The following is a 15,836-nucleotide window of genomic DNA, read 5'->3' as shown; positions in this document are numbered from 1 at the left end:
TTCTTAGCTGTTATACCCACCACATTTGGGATATAGGCTGCTCAATTAAGACAGATTTCAAATTGTTTACAGCACGAGTAAATCCTTCCTCAATCGACATGATTGGATCTTCATGCTCAATGCTGACTACATAATCATATCCATAGGTGCGAAGGGCGCTCATCATATCTGACCATTCTTTTAATCCATGTCCGCAGCCTACCGAACGGAAGGTCCATGCCCTTGTCTGTACTTCTCCATATGGCTGCATATCTGTTAACCCATACATATTCACATTTTCTTGATCAATGTATGTGTCCTTTGCATGGAAATGGTGGATCGCATTTTCTTTCGCTAAGATTTTTATCGCAGCAACCGGATCAATTCCCTGCCACCATAAGTGACTTGGATCTAAATTGGCTCCAATGGCATCACAGGTTTCTTCACGTAATTTCAACAAGGTATATGGGGTATGGACTAAAAAGCCGCCATGAAGTTCAAGGCCGATTTTCACGTTATTGTCTTTTGCATACTGGCCAACTTCCTTCCAATATGGAATCAGCTTTTCTTCCCATTGCCATTTTAATACATCGCCATATTCATTTGGCCAAGGGGTAACAGGCCAGTTAGGATACTTTGCATCTTCATGGTCACCAGCTGTACCAGAAAAACAGTTAACAACAGGTACATTCAGTAACGATGCCAATTTAATTGTTTTTATAAGTGTTTCGTGAGACGCCTGAGCAAATTCCTTTTCTGGAGATATCGGATTTCCATGACAGCTGAACGCACTGATAATTAATCCGCGTTCCTCCACTTTTTGAAGGTATTCCTTTCTTGCCTCTTCATTTTCCAATAACAAATCTAAATCACAGTGGCTATTCCCCGGGTAGCAGCCAGTACCAATTTCAACTGCATGTAAACCAGCTTTTTGAACCGTATCTAACATTTCCTCGAACGTTTTTTCAGCAAATAATACAGTAAAGACTCCTAGTTTCATATTATACTCTCCTCACTTTTAGTAACGTTGTTTCCCTTGTACAAATAAACAGTACAGAGTTGACCGCAAACGTTGCTGCCAACTCTATTGCTAATAAACTATCTAACTTGAACAATTTGCTTCGTTTCGTTGGATTTAAGAGCTGCCAGAATCACCTCTAAAGATTTCATCCCTTCTTCACCAGGGACAGCAGGCTCCTGCTCTAGCAGAATAGCATTGACAAAATGCTCGATAACGTGAGAGTTGTTTTGTCCTCCCGCATCATTCGATTGGATTTTTCCTAGTTCATATTTAACTACTTCACCATTACTATATTGAACCACTAAAGAATTAATTGGGTCATCTTCTAAACGAAGGATGGCCTTCTCACCGTAAATGATGGTAGAGTTATCTTCCTTGCTTACATAAGCCCAGCTCGCAGCAAGTGTACCAATGATGCCGCTTTCTGTTTTCAATACACAAACGGCATTGTCATCAACATCGGCAAACTCCTTTGCGTTCGTCTCGACAAAGGAACCTACTTCAACAATTTCTTCCCCTAATACATAGCGCAGTAAATCTGTTTTATGAACACCTAAGTCACCCATAGCACCAACGAATGCTTTTTCTTTTTCAAAAAACCAGCTTTCTTTTCCGTCTACGCTCCAGCCTTCTGGTCCGCCGTGGCCAAATGCCGTGCGGAAGCTGTAAATTCTACCGATTTCTCCGCTTTGGATAAGCTGACGTGCTTTTTGATGGGAAGGTACAAAACGCTGATTATGACCAATCATTAATACTTTCCCACTTTTTTCTGCTGCAGCATTCATGGCCTCTGCTTCTTCCTTAGAGGTAGCCATTGGTTTTTCACATAAGACATGAAGGCCTGCATCTAAGGCCGCAATCGTAATAGGAGCATGGAGATAGTTCGGTGTACATACACTCACCGCGTCCACTTCACCACTTTTTATTAACTCGTTATAATCTGTATAGGAAAGTACTCCGTATTTTTCTGCTACTTCTAGTGCCCGCTCCTGATTGATGTCACAAACTGCTGCAAGCTCTACATTAGGATTAATTTGATATTCTGGTAAATGACGATGCTGTGCAATACTGCCGCAGCCGATTACGCCTATTCTTAACTTTTTCAAGATTATTTTCCCCCTTTTATTTCTTCAAGCGGCTTTGCATTTCCGTAAACTGGCCGTTCACGCTTCACAGGCTTTGCCCATTTAACTGCATTTATAATGACGCGCTGAACTTGTTTATGATGATAGGTTGGATACGTTTCATGTCCAGGTCTGAAGTAAAACACTTTTCCATTACCGCGCTTATATGTACAGCCGCTGCGGAAGACTTCGCCACCTTCAAACCAGCTCATGAAAATCAATTCATCAGGCTGCGGGATATCAAAATGTTCACCATACATTTCTTCATTTTCTATTTCAATATATTCAGGGAGTCCTTCTGTAATTGGATGACTTGGACTAACGACCCAAATTCGTTCCTTTTCACCGGCTTCACGCCATTTTAAATCACAGCTTGTTCCCATTAAAGTCTTAAAGATTTTTGAAAAATGACCGGAGTGAAGAACAATTAGCCCCATTCCATCAAGAACACGCTCTTTAACCTTCTGAACAATTTCATCTTTCACTTCACTATGAGCGAGATGGCCCCACCAAACTAATACATCGGTGTTATTTAAAACATCATCCGTCAATCCATGTTCCGGCTCATCAAGGGTTGCTGTTCTTGTATCAAATCCTTCAGTCTTTAGGAAATCAGCGATTGTTCCATGGATACCCTGTGGGTAAATATCCCTTACGACAGGATTTTTTTGTTCATGACGGTTTTCATTCCATACCGTTACTTTCAACATGATTGGTCACTCCTTTTCACTGTTCATCTATTATTTTAAAGAATACCAGAATAATTGAAACTGCTTACATTGACAAATAGGGTGAAAAATATTGAACTATTTTTATTGGTTTAAGAGATGTGGAAGTTTATTTCTTAAATAATTAATACTGATCTCTATGCTCTCTAAAGGGGTAAGCCGGCTTACATCCTGCTCGATGACCCACCACTTAATATCAACTTGTTCTCCCTTATGAAGGACTGCTTCCAGGTCAACGCCGCCTGTTCCAAGTTCAGCGAAGAATTGTTCTTCATCTGTGGTCATATCCTTCAAATGAATCAGCGGTGTCCGATTTTTATATCGTTCGATCCACTCTGACGGCTTTTGGCCTGCTTTTGTCAACCAGTACACGTCGAGCTCTGCCTTTACCACCTCTGGGTTTGTCCCATCAAAAATAGTTTCTAGTGCCATTCGGCCATCCGATAACCGTTCAAGTTCAAAATCGTGATTATGATAGCATAAGGAAATCCCTTCACGCTGGCAAGCCTCACCTGCCTCTTCTAAAAACGAAATAAGAGCTTTGTAGTCACTTTCACTACGTTGATCTGGCATTAAATAGGGACAAACCACATATCTACTTTCTAATACTTTTTGATCCTCAATCACTTGAGACAGATTGTTTTTCAATTGTTCAAGTGGTACATGGCAGGCAGCGGTCTTTAGCCCGAGCTGATCTAGTAAATCTTTTACTTCTCGTGCAGTTAATCCGTGGAATCCGGCAAGCTCAACACCATCAAAGCCAAGCTCTGCCACCTTTTTTAGCGTACCAGCAAAATCTTTCGCACTTTCTTCTCTTAATGTAAACATTTGCACCGCTACTGGAATGTTTCTCATCCTTAATCCTCCAATTCTATAACATGCCTTATTTGATTTCATCTTATATTTTATTTTTGATGATAAACATAGATGATATAATTAAAACATCTACTATTCTGCTACTTTTTTACGAGAGGGATCATATGACCACAAACATACTTTTTTGCGGATATTCTTTTCATACAAAGGGATATCACTCCCAATATAAAGCCGGATACCCGTCTTACCTTTTTCGCCTGCAAACAGAAGGACTATGTGAAGTAGTGGTAAAAGGAACCAAGATGGGACTTGAGAAAGGAGATCTACTGCTTATTAAACCAGGAGATCATTATGAACTTCTTGTCAGAGAAGGACAAATCAGCGGAGATTATCACATTGGCTGCGAAGGAAGTTGGCTCGACGAATGGTGGGATCGCTCCGAGAAGCCGCCTATTTCCCGCATTGATCTGGATGAAAAGATGCTGCTCCTATGGCGCCAAATTATGATTGAAAAACGCCGTCCTGACTCAAGTCAAAACGAAGAACTCTCCGACTATTTAGTCCGAGCGCTTTGTTTAACTCTTGAACGGGCTGTAAGTGAAACGGTCCCCTCCTACCATTATCCATATCCAGTAACAAGGATGATGCGATATATTGAGGAACATGCTACAACCCAGTTTAAGGTGGAGGATGTGGCACGTCATGCAGGGCTTAGTGTCTCGAGGTCGGTTCATCTTTTTAAAAGCAGTGTGGGGAAAACCATCATGGAATATACACAGGAAATCCGTTTGGCCTCCTGCCTAGAGCGAATGAAGTACACTACCTTAACACTCGAACAGATTGCTGAAGACTGTGGTTTTGGTACCTATCCGTATTTTCACAGAGTGTTTAAAAAGAAATATGGCGTTGCTCCTGGTATGTACCGTCGGCTTGAATAATAAAAATAAAGGCTAGAAAATACCAGTTTTTCTAGCCTTTCCATTATTTCTTAAATGTTTTTTGAAGGTACAGCATCAAAGTCTTTAATGACCTCGTTTTTCTCAGCTGATTTAAATATTGTTTCCATCAATCTAAGAACACGTAAAACTTCTTCGTTTTTAACAATTGGTTCTTCGGTACCTTCAACTACTGAAATGACATTTTCATAAAAGCTTTCTTTTAATACGATTGCTGCAGGTAAGTCCGATGTACTTACAGCTTTTTCAGACGGTGGAGCCATTGTTTTTGTTAATCCCTGACCAGCTTTAATCGGTTTTGGTGCTTCTACTTCTCCAAGATTTTGAGTCACGATTTTACCGTTCAGTTCCCAATCATGAATAACGGCTGTACCTTTTGTTCCTTTTACATACCAACGCGGCAGTTGAATAAAGTTTGTGGTTCCAACTTCTATCAAAGATGTGATACCGTTTTCAAATGTGATAAACACCTGAAAACCGTCATCAACATCGTCTCCTAAAATATAACTTAAGTTAGCAAAAACACTCGTAATCTTACTATCAACCATAAATAATAGCTGATCTAATAAATGGACACCCCAATCAAGAAGCATTCCTCCACCAAAAGCTTTCAGGTGGCGCCAATCTCCTGGAATTCCATTTGCCCCTTGAACCCTTGATTCAATATGAAAAACATCACCAATAGTTTGTTCGTCATAAACCTTTTTCATCGTTAGGAAGTCTTCATCCCATCGACGGTTTTGATGGACAATAAAGGCACGGTCATTAATTTTTGCTGCCTCCATAATCTCAAGTAACTCATGACTGTTAATCGTCACCGGCTTTTCGCAAATAACATGCTTTTTAGCGTTTAAAGAGGCTATTGCAATGTCTTTGTGAACATCGTTTGGAGTGGCAATAAGAACAAAATCAACCGCCTCATCTGATAAAACAGCTTCTAAGCTTTCATAAACCGCGTATCCATCAACCAAGGAGGCTGTTTTTCTTTCTTCTGAAATATCATAGGTTCCAATAATATTTATATTTTGATTATCCTTTAATAACTTCCCGTGGTAGCTTCCCATTCCACCATAACCAACAATAACTAATTGATAGTTTTTACTTGTCATTTTAAACTCTCCTTTTTTGCCACCCATTTCCCAAAAGGCAATTATGGTACTCGTTATTATTTAATAAAAACATTACTTATTTGATTACATCTTATAATGTGGAAACCCATTTAAACATAGATGATATAATTAATTCCTATACTATTTTGCTATTATTCTTTAACTGAACCCGAGGTTAAACCAGAAACAATTCTCCTTTGGAAAATAAGAACCATTATGACTAGTGGAACACTCACCACTACTGTTGCCGCGGCAATCTCACCCCATGGAATGGTAAATTGCCCCTGAAACATAGCAATCCCAATCGGTACCGTCTTATACTTATCGTCTGTATTGATGGTAAGGGCAAAAAAGAACTCATTCCATGCTGCAATGAAAACAAGAATCGCAGTTGTAAATATTCCTGGTAATGCAAGAGGCATGATAACCTTCCAAAAAGTTTGCATTAAAGTAGCACCATCTATTTTTGCCGCTTCTTCAAGATCTAGCGGAATTTTACGGAAAAAGGTTACCAGAATCCAAATAGAGAGCGGCAGCGTAAAGGTCGAATATGGAATAATTAATCCTAAATAGGAATTGGTTAGTCCTAGGTTCTTTAAAAAGATATAGATAGGTGTAATCGTTGCAATTTGTGGAAACATCGAGACGGATAAGACAATCCCTAGAATAAATGTTTTTCCTCTAAATTGAAGTCTGGCAATGGCATAAGCAGCAAAAGACGCAACTGTAACGGCATACACAGTTGTAATGGTTGAAACCACCGTACTATTCCATAAATATCTCAAAAACGGATGATCAAAGAAAACAGATTTATAATTCTCCATTGTCGGATCTGAGGTGTAGGGTGTGAATGCCTTATCCCCGAACAATTCAGTAGCTGGTTTTATGGAACTAATCAGCATCCATAGAAATGGAAACATGACAACAAAGACAAACAATATGAGAAACACATAAAACAATGGACTTGCTTTTTTCTTCATATTAAAATCCCCCCTTAAAAAATGGTGTACTGTCGAATTCCTCATCGGTCATTTAGTAAATCTCTGCCCAAAAACTTGATATAAATCATTGAAATAATGGCTACGCATATAAATACAATGACAGAGAGAGCAGATCCATCACCAAAATTCGTTTGAGAAAACATCACTTTATAAGCAAGGATAGAAATGGTTTCAGTAGAGTTGGCAGGTCCGCCGCCGGTTAGAACATAAATTAAATCAAAGACACGGAAGGCATCTAGTGTCCTAAAAAGAAGTGCAACAAGTATACTTGACTTTAACAAAGGCAAAGTAATTTTCATGAATTGTTTCCATTTTCCAGCCCCATCAATGGAAGCTGCTTCATAAAGGGAGTCTGAAATGGTTTGAAGTCCCGCCAATAACAACAAAGACATGTATGGAGTAGTCTTCCAAACATCAGAAAAGATGACCGAAAACATTGCTCCCGTGTCTGTTACAAGAAGTTTTTCCATCTGATCGACTAACCCGAGATCAGCAAAAATCTTGGCAATAATCCCATTTTGACCATCATATAAGAATTTCCACATTAGAGCAGAGACTGCGGTTGGAATGGCCCAAGGAATCAGAATGCTCGCCCTGATAAGGCCTCGTCCAATGAATGCCTTATTAATTAAAAGGGCAATCGCTAGTCCAAGAACTAATTCAACAAAGACAGAAATAATCGTAAATGTGGTAGTATTTCCAATCGCCTTCCACATTCTGCTGGAAGTTAGATTATCTTTGTAATGTTGTAAGCCGATAAAATTAGGCTGAATGAGCGCATCTCCATAACCTGAAGCTAATCCAAGGAGTTTCTTCTCTTGTGATAACTTAACCTTAACGGACAATTTCTTGATTTTATTATTAATAATTTCGGAGGTATTTTCGTATTCTTTAGCCATTGTTCTATTAATTTTTGCAATGCTTAAATCAGAGGTGACCTGTTCAAAATTCATTAACTTATCGTTTACGGAATCATATTTTGAGCTTATTTCAGAATTACTGCGTATCTTTTTATCTAAGGACTGCAGTTGATCTTTTATGGGCTGAAGCTCCTCGGCGCCATTCCCACTCTTTATTTCATTGTCAATGGCTCCAATTAAAAATGGATAGTTATTCAGGTATCGTTCTAAGTCGATATTATAACTTAAATGGACTTCTGATTTTGTGGGATTGTTTAATTTTAGATCAAACAAACTAAAATAAAAGGATTGCAAAACAGGCCAAATGGCAATGAGGAAGATTAAAATCATAGCAGGTGCCACAAGATAATATCCTGCCGTTTTCTCAGTAAAGAGTTTTTTTCTTTTCTTTTTCGGGGTCATAGAAGTATTTCTAATGGATGCTTTATAATCATCTGTTTCTACTTTAAGGGCACTATTTTTCACGTTAACCCCTCCTTTTTAGGGATTTAAACGGATTAGCCCTCCAAGAGGAAGGCTAATCCTGGCTTCTAAATATTACTTATTAAGGGCTGCCTTCATTTCTTTCTCCATATTTTGAGCCGCTTGTTCCACGGTCTGTTCCCCTGCAATTGCTTTTGAAATATTAATTTGAATAATCTCAGAAATTTCAGGGTAATTCGGAGCGACTGGTCGAGAAACTGCTGCACTTAAACCGTCTACGAAGCCTTTATCAGCAAAAGTTGGATTCGCTTGAAGAATCTCTTGATCTTGGTAAAGCTTTGTAATAGTTGGTGCATGTCCTCCGTAGATTGCATCAATTTTTTGACCCTCAGCACCTGCCATGAACTTTAAAAATTCCCATGATTCTTTTGGATGCTTGGAATATTTATTGATACCGGCCATCCAACCGCCTAGTGCTGCCGCAGAACCTTTATCACCTGCTGGAAGTGGTGCTACGCCTACTTGACCAACAATTTTGGACTTATCTTTGTCATTTGCACTAGCGTATTCATATGGCCAGTTACGTAAGAATACCGTTTGGCCTTCAATAAATGCTTGATCTGATTCAACTTCAGTAAAGGTTGTTACATTACCAGGTACTACATCAGACTTGGCAACTTCAACTAATTTCTTTAAACCTTTGATTGCTTCAGGGCTATTTACGGCTACATTACCATTTTTATCGATAAATGCTCCGCCATAGGACGCGACAAATTCTACAGCGTTACACACAAGTCCCTCATACTGTTTGGATTGGAAAACATAACCGAATTTTGTGTTTCCCTGTCCCTTCTTTTCTTTTGCTTTTGCCAATAACTCATCCCAGGTTTTTGGTACTTCGTCTGCTTTAACTAGGTCTTTTCGATAGTAAAGTAGACCTGCATCGACAAATTTTGGAAGGGCCCATTGTTTACCGTTAAACTGAGCTGCACCTAAAGCTCCCTGGTTATATTCATTTAAGTCAATTCCATCCTGCTGGATAAAGCGGTCAAGTGGAAGCACATAACCAGCTTGAGCAAATTCAGCAGGCCAAATAACATCCATATCAATAACATCAATTTCAGAAGATTTTGCATTAAAAGCCGTTATATATGCATCATGCTGCTTTCCTGTATCAGATGGCATCTCCCGGAACTCAATATCAATATTTGGATGGGATGCTTCAAAGGCTTCCACCATTTTTTCCGTTCCCTTCGTTACATCCTTCCCGCGTGCATATACTAATTTTACTTTTTGCTCGGATGCTGTCTTAGTCTTATCTCCAGCTGGCTTTTCCTGTGTACTTGATTGATCGGAACTACAAGCAGCTAGTGCCAAGGATAATGTAGCAAATACAGCTAAAAGTTTTGCTTTTTTCGACTTTTTCAATGTTCTTCCCCCTATTTTGAAATCGATTTCAATTTTGACATAGTTGAATCTCTAATTACCAAATCATAGGGTAATAGAATCTCTTGGTGGCTGACATCTTTCTTTAAGTTAATGAAATCAATCATTACTTCCATTGCTGTTTTTCCAAGTTCTTCAATGGGTTGTCTTATGGTTGTGAGCGCCGGCTCTACTACTCTGGCAATGGGCTGGTCATCGAAACCAATGATGGCAATATCACTCGGCACATTTTTTCCCATCGCCTTAGCTGCCATAATCATTCCCGCTGCCACCTGGTCACTCCCGGTAAAAACGGCTGTAGGTGCATCTTTCAAATTCATAATCGTTCTTAATACCCTTTTACCGTCCTCAATATCGAATACATTCGAAAATATCCATTCCTCTTGAACCAAAAGCCCGTTTTCCTCAAGAGCTTTCCTGTAACCAGCTTGTCGATCCTTGGCTAGGTTACTTTTATCGCCACAGGTACACGCAATTCTTTCATGGCCTTGTTCTATCAAGTGCCGTGTTCCTATGTAGCTCGCCTCAAATTGATCCATCCGAATAATTGAAACAATTGAGTTTCTTTCATATTCATTGCATAGGATCATGGGACCAAATGCTGAATACGGTTCAATTTGTTTCCAATCGTTTTCGTATGAAGTTAAAATTAAACCATCTACTTGTTTTGTTCTTAATAGCTCCAGAAAATCCAGTTCCTTCTGCTTACTATATCTCGTCTGGCAAATAAGTAACTGAAAATGGTTCGTAGTTGCTACCATATCCATCGCCTCCAGTAAATAGGCGAAAAATGGGTTAGTAAGGACTGGAACTAGTATTGCAATGGTGTCTGTTCTTTGGTTCCGAAGTCTTTGAGCAGTTGTATTTGGAACGTACTTTAACAACTCCATTGCTTCCCGAACTAACCTTTTCTTATCTTCTGTCACATTTGGATGGTTGTTAATTACCCTTGAAACGGTAGCTCTTGAAAGCCCTGCTCTTTTTGCTACATCAGCAATCGTTGCCAAACAAAAATCCCCCCTTTTCCCTCCTTTTAAAAAGATATCCCCCTTAATGTAATCGATTTCAAAAAGCGATTACATTTATACATTAATAGATTTAACCCTCAATTTCAATATATATTTTCCTGAATAGTTATATATTTCAAAAAGTAGGGAACGGAATAAATCCTTTTAATATATTAAGTGACCCTGGTTTGAAAACAAACCAGGGTCACCCATTCTCTTCATATGATTAAATGTTTATTAATGTTTAACTGCAAGTTTTTCTGTAAAGTAAACAGCTTCCCCTGTTTGCGCTGACGTATAGATAGCTTCTAAAATTTCAGTTACGACTAGAGCTTCTTCTGGTTTAACAACAGGTTCGGTATCTTTTAAGATACTTTCAATCCACAATCTCGCTTCTAATTCCGCTGCACCTTCCGTTTCACCATCATAAAAATCTACACCTTTTGCATCCAAATTGATGTGATTTGTGTACAACTTACTAAAATCCTCTCCATTGATGCGAAGGCCGTCCCACATATCTGCTCCGCCCTCTGTTCCGCATAGAGTACATTGGGCTTCTCCAGTCTGCAGCATATTAATAGCCCAACTAGATTCAAGCATGATTGTAGCACCATTTTCCATCGTGATATAACCGAAGGCTGAATCCTCTACTTTAAATTTCTCTGGATCCCAAGGTCCCCAGGCATTTGCAGCATTCTTCTTTTGCCCAAGCTTATGAAACGTACTTCCTAAAACAGCTTTTGGCTTATAGTTATTCATCATCCAAAGAGTTAAATCCAGCGCATGAGTTCCGATATCAATTAATGGTCCTCCGCCTTGTTTCTCTTCATCCAAGAATACTCCCCATGTAGGAACCGCACGGCGGCGAATCGCATGGGCCTTAGCATAATAAATTTCACCTAAGTCACCACGTTCACATACCTTTTGCAGGTACTGACTGTCGGTACGGAAACGATTCTGGTACCCAATTGTTAATTTCTTTCCTGTCCTTTTTGCAGCTTCTACCATTCTTCTAGCATCCGCAGCTGTTTTGGCCATCGGTTTTTCACACATTACATGTTTGTCCGCTTCCAATGCCGCGACGGTGATATCGGCATGAGAATCATTAGGCGTACATACATGGACTACATCAATGGTCTTGTCCTTTAACAATTCTCGGAAATCTACATACACCGCAGCGTCCTCTGTACCATATTTAGATGCTGCCTCAATCGCACGCTCTTCTTCAATATCACAAAAAGCAACCATTTCTACCTGTTCAAGTTTAGCCAAACTAGGCATATGTTTCCCCTTCGCAATTCCACCACAGCCAATAATGGCAACACGTAATTTTTCAGTCATGTTCAATTCCTCCCACCCAATTTTCAAAATTTATCCCCCGAAAAGAAAACGCTTAAAATTCATAAACCTATCTTATATCGTATATAAGTGATAAAACATAGACCATCTAATGAAAACATATACTATTTTGCTATTTTTATCATAAGCTGCCCCTCGACACAAAAGAAAAAGCATTCCTGTCCGATAGGCACTGCAATGCTTTTCTTTTGCAACTTATCTTAATTCAGATGAAAGGGTCCACTGCTGCCGCTCTAAATCTGGATTCCCATCGTTTAGTGTCAAAATACCCTCTTCTGATATTTCAAGTGCCTTCCCGTTATGAACAGATGTAATTGTTACCGTACCATTTTCATTTTTTGTAAGAATCCAGCGCTGATTGTTATAGCCAAGATAGTTATAGAGCTGAATTTTATTTTGCCCTGTATCCAGGTCAAGTGCTTTCCCGCCCTCAGTACGTATCGAATAAGAACCGTATTCGTCACCTGTTGGTACTAAAGTCCAGTTTACAGCTTTGGCAGCATCAATTATTGTCACAGGCTCACCGTTCTCTGACTTAGCTGTATAAAGCGCTTTGCCTAATGCTTTATTTGTAAAGCTTGTAACGGTTAAATCAGCCAAAGACAGATTGCTGACATTCACATTCTGATAGGACGCTTGGCCTCCAAATACATTTAACCCAAAATGTCCTTCTGCAAAGGTCCCATCCTGTAAATCGATAATTTTCTGTCCATCTACATGAATCTGGATGTGAGGACCTTTCGCTTCTATTTTTACTTTATACGTCTTCCCTGGTTGAATAAAGGATGGCACTTTTGCAATAACCATACGGTCCTCAAAGCGGCCGTCAATCTTGTAAAAAAGACGGAACAATTTCATATTCGGATCAAGATTAAAGTAATAACCGCTTCTGCCATCTTCACTTGCCCGGAAAAGAATAGAACCTGCTCCTCCTGATTGTCCCAGCATCATATCTGTTTCATACGTAAAGTCTCCCGCTGCTTCCTTTGCCACATAGTTTGCATCACTTGTATACGTACCACGAATTCCATTTTCGGTAACGGTCCAGTGGGAGGCTGAAAGATCGGATTTCCATCCTGTTAGATTCGTATAGAATTCACCATCATACACTCTTACCACAACACTTGCAGAAGCCTTTCCATTTGGTTCAGAGGCGGTAATAATCGCTTCGCCTTTGCTTCCCGCTTTAAGTTCGGCTTTGGAGTCAGCTGTGGAGGCAACCCTCACTACATTCGGATTACTCGATTTCCACTCGATTGGCTGAGTTCCCTTTCCTTTTCCGTTTTTCACAGACGCAAATAAAGTGAGAGAATCACCGATATTCATCTCTCTTTGATTTGAATCCATGACAATACTCGTACCCTCATCAACGTATGGGTTCCAAGTATTGGATAACGAGTGTACGTTTAAAGATACAACCTTCACCTCTCCACCCTTTGTGTAGAAGTTCATGCTGCGACTTGATGGATCAGGGAAAATGACATCAGAAAAAACTACTTTTCCATCATTAGCAAATACCTCGATCGAAGAATTATCTACAAATAGATTCAGTTTGATACGTTTATTATTTGGTTTTAAAGGTGCTTCATGTAAAGTAGAAAAAAGGCTGGAGAAATCAGTCTCTCCTGACTCAGCACGATCCACAAATAATAGATTGTCCTCTGTTTTGTAGCCAACAACTGTTTTTTGGCCAGCCCCTTCGCGAACATGAAATCCAAATTCAGTTGTTTTGCTGTCCTCAGGAATTTCGATCTCCGCTTCTATTTCAAAAGCACCTGAATAAATTCCCTTCATCAAGCTGGAAGCATTGGTTGGGTTGACTGCCTTATTTTGCGCCTGAAATATGGTACTGCGAATAGTCTGAAGTTCCTTAATCGGAGCCTGTGCAAGTCTCAGTCCATCACTTGTATTCACCAATCTTACTTCTCTTGGAATGGTCAGTTCTCCCTTCCAGCCCGTCGTTGGGAAAGCAAATGGATAATCCCAGTTGGTCATCCACGCTAACATCACACGGCGGTTATCCGGCATATTGGCGAAGGACGTCGACGCATAGAACTCTTTTCCGTAATCCGCTTTTAGCACAGTACCTGCTGGATTATCATTGATAAATTTACCCTCCGCTGTCAGATTGCCAATAAAATATTCCGCATCTGATCCTTGTGTCTTCGGATTGGCTCCTGTACTGATCATCAGAACCCATTTCTTCTCCCCTGTACCGTCTATCGGAAGTTCGAAAAGATCAGGGCATTCCCATACACCGCCGCGAACATAATTACCATAACCAAAATTATCCGTAAGCTTCCAATCTATTAAGTTAGTTGAAGTAAAGAAACGAATGTGATCTCCTCCAGATACAACCATAATCCACCGATTGTTCGTCTCATCTCGGACCACCTTTGGATCACGGAAATCCCATCCGCCCAGATCGTCACCATTCTTACCCGGATTCTCGATAACGATGGGGTGCTCTGTTGAATATTTCCAGGTACGCCCTTGATCGGTACTATAGGCAAGACCAACCCGCTGATTACCATTCGGTCCATCTGGGTTAAATGAAGTATAGTAGGCAATGAGCCCTTTACCACCAGCATGAGTGAATAAACCGGAGGCATTTGTTACATCTGCTATGGCAGAACCAGACCATACATGTCCATAATCATTCCATGGTAACGCAATAGGAAGTCGCTTCCAATTTACCAAATCTTTACTTACTGCATGAGCCCAAGTTCCTCCATCCTGATGGAACAAATGATACTCACCTTCAAAATAGACGAGTCCATTCGGATCACTTACAGATCCTCGAGCTGGGGTATAATGATAATCCGGTCTATATTTTTCTTCATAATAACTGGATAATGGAACAACATAAACATCTTGAAAGTAAGCAGTACCTGATTTAACGATAAAACCGGCAAGTCCAGTACTGTAACTCGTATCCGTCACTTTTACAGCTGCATCCGTATACCCATCAACATAAAGTTCCATTTGATTGCCGTTTGTGATAATTTCTAGATGGTGTATGCTACCTTCTTGAGTTTTATAAATGCGGTCTGATGTTTTAAGTACAGTACCGTCCGCTTTCTCCAATTGAGCTTTGACCGAGTTTCCTTCTTTGATAAGTACCGCTTGATAACCCGTAGTTCCTTGCTCATTTGTGCGAAATAAAAGGCCAGCTTTCGCTAGATCTTGGTCAAATGATATATTTCCTTCAAGAACAAAGTCGCTTTCACTCTTATTATATATTTGCTTGGCTTCCCCCCCATCAACGGCAATTCCCTTCAACCCTTTGATGTTTGGTTCCCAGCTTCCTTCCTTATATTGAGAAGAGACTAGATTGCTAGATAATTTGCTAACGCTTACATTTTGGAATAAGGCAGATCCATCCCATACGTAAAGACCTAGTAACCCCTTCTTGTATAAATCGTTATGAACATCAATGACAGGAGCATAATGATCCCCCCAATAAACTTGGAGATGATCACCAACCGCCTTTACCATCAGATGATAGATCCCTCCTTCTTGCAGGTTCACTAGGTGTTCGACTTTTAATCTCGACTCATCACGAGCATCACGAAGACGAATAATCCCCGCATTTGGCACGATTTGCAGCATGTACGAGTCCCACCCATCTTCATTTGACCGGAACACTAATGTGGCGTCTGCGTTCTTGTCGATGATTTTTACATCGGCTTCAAAAATAAAATCTTCTGATATTACACCCGATATCGCCATAACATTCCCTTTAGGTTCCGAAGTGAGCAAAAGTCCCTGTTCTGTGTCTTCTAATGTGCCTTTCCCTTTCACTTGCCAGTCTGTTAAATTCGTATTTGCTTTGGTTGTGTTTTCAATAATAGTTGAACCCTCCCCGGTTTCTGTCGATTCAGTTGCCTTGCCTGTCGTAGGATGAGTAAATATCGTTCCCATTGCAGCCATGATAAGCACGATTG

Annotated in this window: 12 protein-coding genes; 1 reads left to right on the top strand and 11 read right to left on the bottom strand. The window is 40.0% G+C overall.

Annotated features, from left to right (window positions below):
- Nucleotides 1–10 precede the first annotated feature (10 nt).
- The 4 genes from CVD27_RS16295 to CVD27_RS16280 all read right to left on the bottom strand — a co-directional run bounded on the left by CVD27_RS16295 (nucleotide 11) and on the right by CVD27_RS16280 (nucleotide 3,707).
- On the bottom strand, nucleotides 11–979 hold the full coding sequence (locus CVD27_RS16295) for a sugar phosphate isomerase/epimerase family protein (protein WP_101648948.1): 969 nt from the start codon (nucleotides 977–979) through the stop codon (nucleotides 11–13).
- 98 nt (nucleotides 980–1,077) lie between these two features.
- Nucleotides 1,078–2,106 carry a Gfo/Idh/MocA family protein gene (locus tag CVD27_RS16290; RefSeq protein WP_101648947.1) on the bottom strand — a complete coding sequence of 343 codons (1,029 nt, stop codon included), beginning with the start codon at nucleotides 2,104–2,106 and terminating at the stop codon, nucleotides 1,078–1,080.
- Nucleotides 2,107–2,108: 2 nt separating this feature from the next.
- Complete coding sequence (locus CVD27_RS16285) at nucleotides 2,109–2,834, bottom strand: ThuA domain-containing protein (protein ID WP_101648946.1); 726 nt, start codon at nucleotides 2,832–2,834, stop codon at nucleotides 2,109–2,111.
- 102 nt (nucleotides 2,835–2,936) lie between these two features.
- Nucleotides 2,937–3,707, bottom strand: coding sequence for a sugar phosphate isomerase/epimerase family protein (locus CVD27_RS16280; RefSeq protein ID WP_101648945.1), 771 nt, complete (start codon nucleotides 3,705–3,707; stop codon nucleotides 2,937–2,939).
- Nucleotides 3,708–3,832: 125 nt separating this feature from the next.
- On the opposite strand from CVD27_RS16280, the gene CVD27_RS16275 reads away from it, so the two are divergent.
- A complete protein-coding gene (locus CVD27_RS16275; RefSeq protein ID WP_101648944.1) occupies nucleotides 3,833–4,606 on the top strand; it encodes a helix-turn-helix domain-containing protein in 774 nt (257 codons plus the stop codon).
- Nucleotides 4,607–4,656: 50 nt separating this feature from the next.
- On the opposite strand, the gene CVD27_RS16270 is transcribed toward CVD27_RS16275, so the two are convergent.
- The 7 genes from CVD27_RS16270 to CVD27_RS16240 form a co-directional block, all read right to left on the bottom strand.
- A complete protein-coding gene (locus tag CVD27_RS16270) occupies nucleotides 4,657–5,733 on the bottom strand; it encodes a Gfo/Idh/MocA family protein (protein ID WP_101648943.1) in 1,077 nt (358 codons plus the stop codon).
- Nucleotides 5,734–5,885: 152 nt separating this feature from the next.
- A complete protein-coding gene (locus CVD27_RS16265; protein ID WP_101648942.1) occupies nucleotides 5,886–6,713 on the bottom strand; it encodes a carbohydrate ABC transporter permease in 828 nt (275 codons plus the stop codon).
- A gap of 41 nt (nucleotides 6,714–6,754) precedes the next feature.
- The gene (locus tag CVD27_RS16260) at nucleotides 6,755–8,056 is read right to left on the bottom strand and encodes a carbohydrate ABC transporter permease (RefSeq protein ID WP_101648998.1); all 1,302 of its coding nucleotides are present in this window, start codon (nucleotides 8,054–8,056) and stop codon (nucleotides 6,755–6,757) included.
- Nucleotides 8,057–8,191: 135 nt separating this feature from the next.
- Nucleotides 8,192–9,505: an ABC transporter substrate-binding protein gene (locus CVD27_RS16255; protein ID WP_101648941.1), complete on the bottom strand. Its 1,314-nt coding sequence runs from the start codon at nucleotides 9,503–9,505 to the stop codon at nucleotides 8,192–8,194.
- An 11-nt stretch (nucleotides 9,506–9,516) separates the two neighbouring features.
- Entirely contained in the window at nucleotides 9,517–10,530 is a 1,014-nt protein-coding gene (locus CVD27_RS16250; protein WP_101648940.1) for a LacI family DNA-binding transcriptional regulator, read from the bottom strand.
- Nucleotides 10,531–10,767: 237 nt separating this feature from the next.
- Nucleotides 10,768–11,871 (bottom strand): Gfo/Idh/MocA family protein, encoded by a 1,104-nt coding sequence (locus CVD27_RS16245; RefSeq protein ID WP_101648939.1) that lies wholly within the window; start codon nucleotides 11,869–11,871, stop codon nucleotides 10,768–10,770.
- 213 nt (nucleotides 11,872–12,084) lie between these two features.
- Nucleotides 12,085–15,822 carry a GH32 C-terminal domain-containing protein gene (locus CVD27_RS16240; protein WP_374703079.1) on the bottom strand — a complete coding sequence of 1,246 codons (3,738 nt, stop codon included), beginning with the start codon at nucleotides 15,820–15,822 and terminating at the stop codon, nucleotides 12,085–12,087.
- Nucleotides 15,823–15,836: the final 14 nt, after the last annotated feature.

The organism is Neobacillus cucumis (assembly GCF_002860255.1).
Lineage (GTDB): Bacteria > Bacillota > Bacilli > Bacillales > Cytobacillaceae > Neobacillus > Neobacillus cucumis_A.
Note: the sequence above shows the minus strand (reverse complement) of the source record. Positions and strands in the feature narration are given on the sequence as shown.

Excerpts from the sequence above, each read along its gene's own strand:
- CVD27_RS16285 (WP_101648946.1), bottom strand. The coding sequence starts at position 2,834 with ATGTTGAAAGTAACGGTATGGAATGAAAACCGTCATGAACAAAAAAAT.
- CVD27_RS16260 (WP_101648998.1), bottom strand. The coding sequence starts at position 8,056 with ATGACCCCGAAAAAGAAAAGAAAAAAACTCTTTACTGAGAAAACGGCA.
- CVD27_RS16295 (WP_101648948.1), bottom strand. The coding sequence starts at position 979 with ATGAAACTAGGAGTCTTTACTGTATTATTTGCTGAAAAAACGTTCGAG.
- CVD27_RS16265 (WP_101648942.1), bottom strand. The coding sequence starts at position 6,713 with ATGAAGAAAAAAGCAAGTCCATTGTTTTATGTGTTTCTCATATTGTTT.
- CVD27_RS16240 (WP_374703079.1), bottom strand. The coding sequence starts at position 15,822 with ATGGCTGCAATGGGAACGATATTTACTCATCCTACGACAGGCAAGGCA.
- CVD27_RS16280 (WP_101648945.1), bottom strand. The coding sequence starts at position 3,707 with ATGAGAAACATTCCAGTAGCGGTGCAAATGTTTACATTAAGAGAAGAA.
- CVD27_RS16270 (WP_101648943.1), bottom strand. The coding sequence starts at position 5,733 with ATGACAAGTAAAAACTATCAATTAGTTATTGTTGGTTATGGTGGAATG.
- CVD27_RS16245 (WP_101648939.1), bottom strand. The coding sequence starts at position 11,871 with ATGACTGAAAAATTACGTGTTGCCATTATTGGCTGTGGTGGAATTGCG.
- CVD27_RS16275 (WP_101648944.1), top strand. The coding sequence starts at position 3,833 with ATGACCACAAACATACTTTTTTGCGGATATTCTTTTCATACAAAGGGA.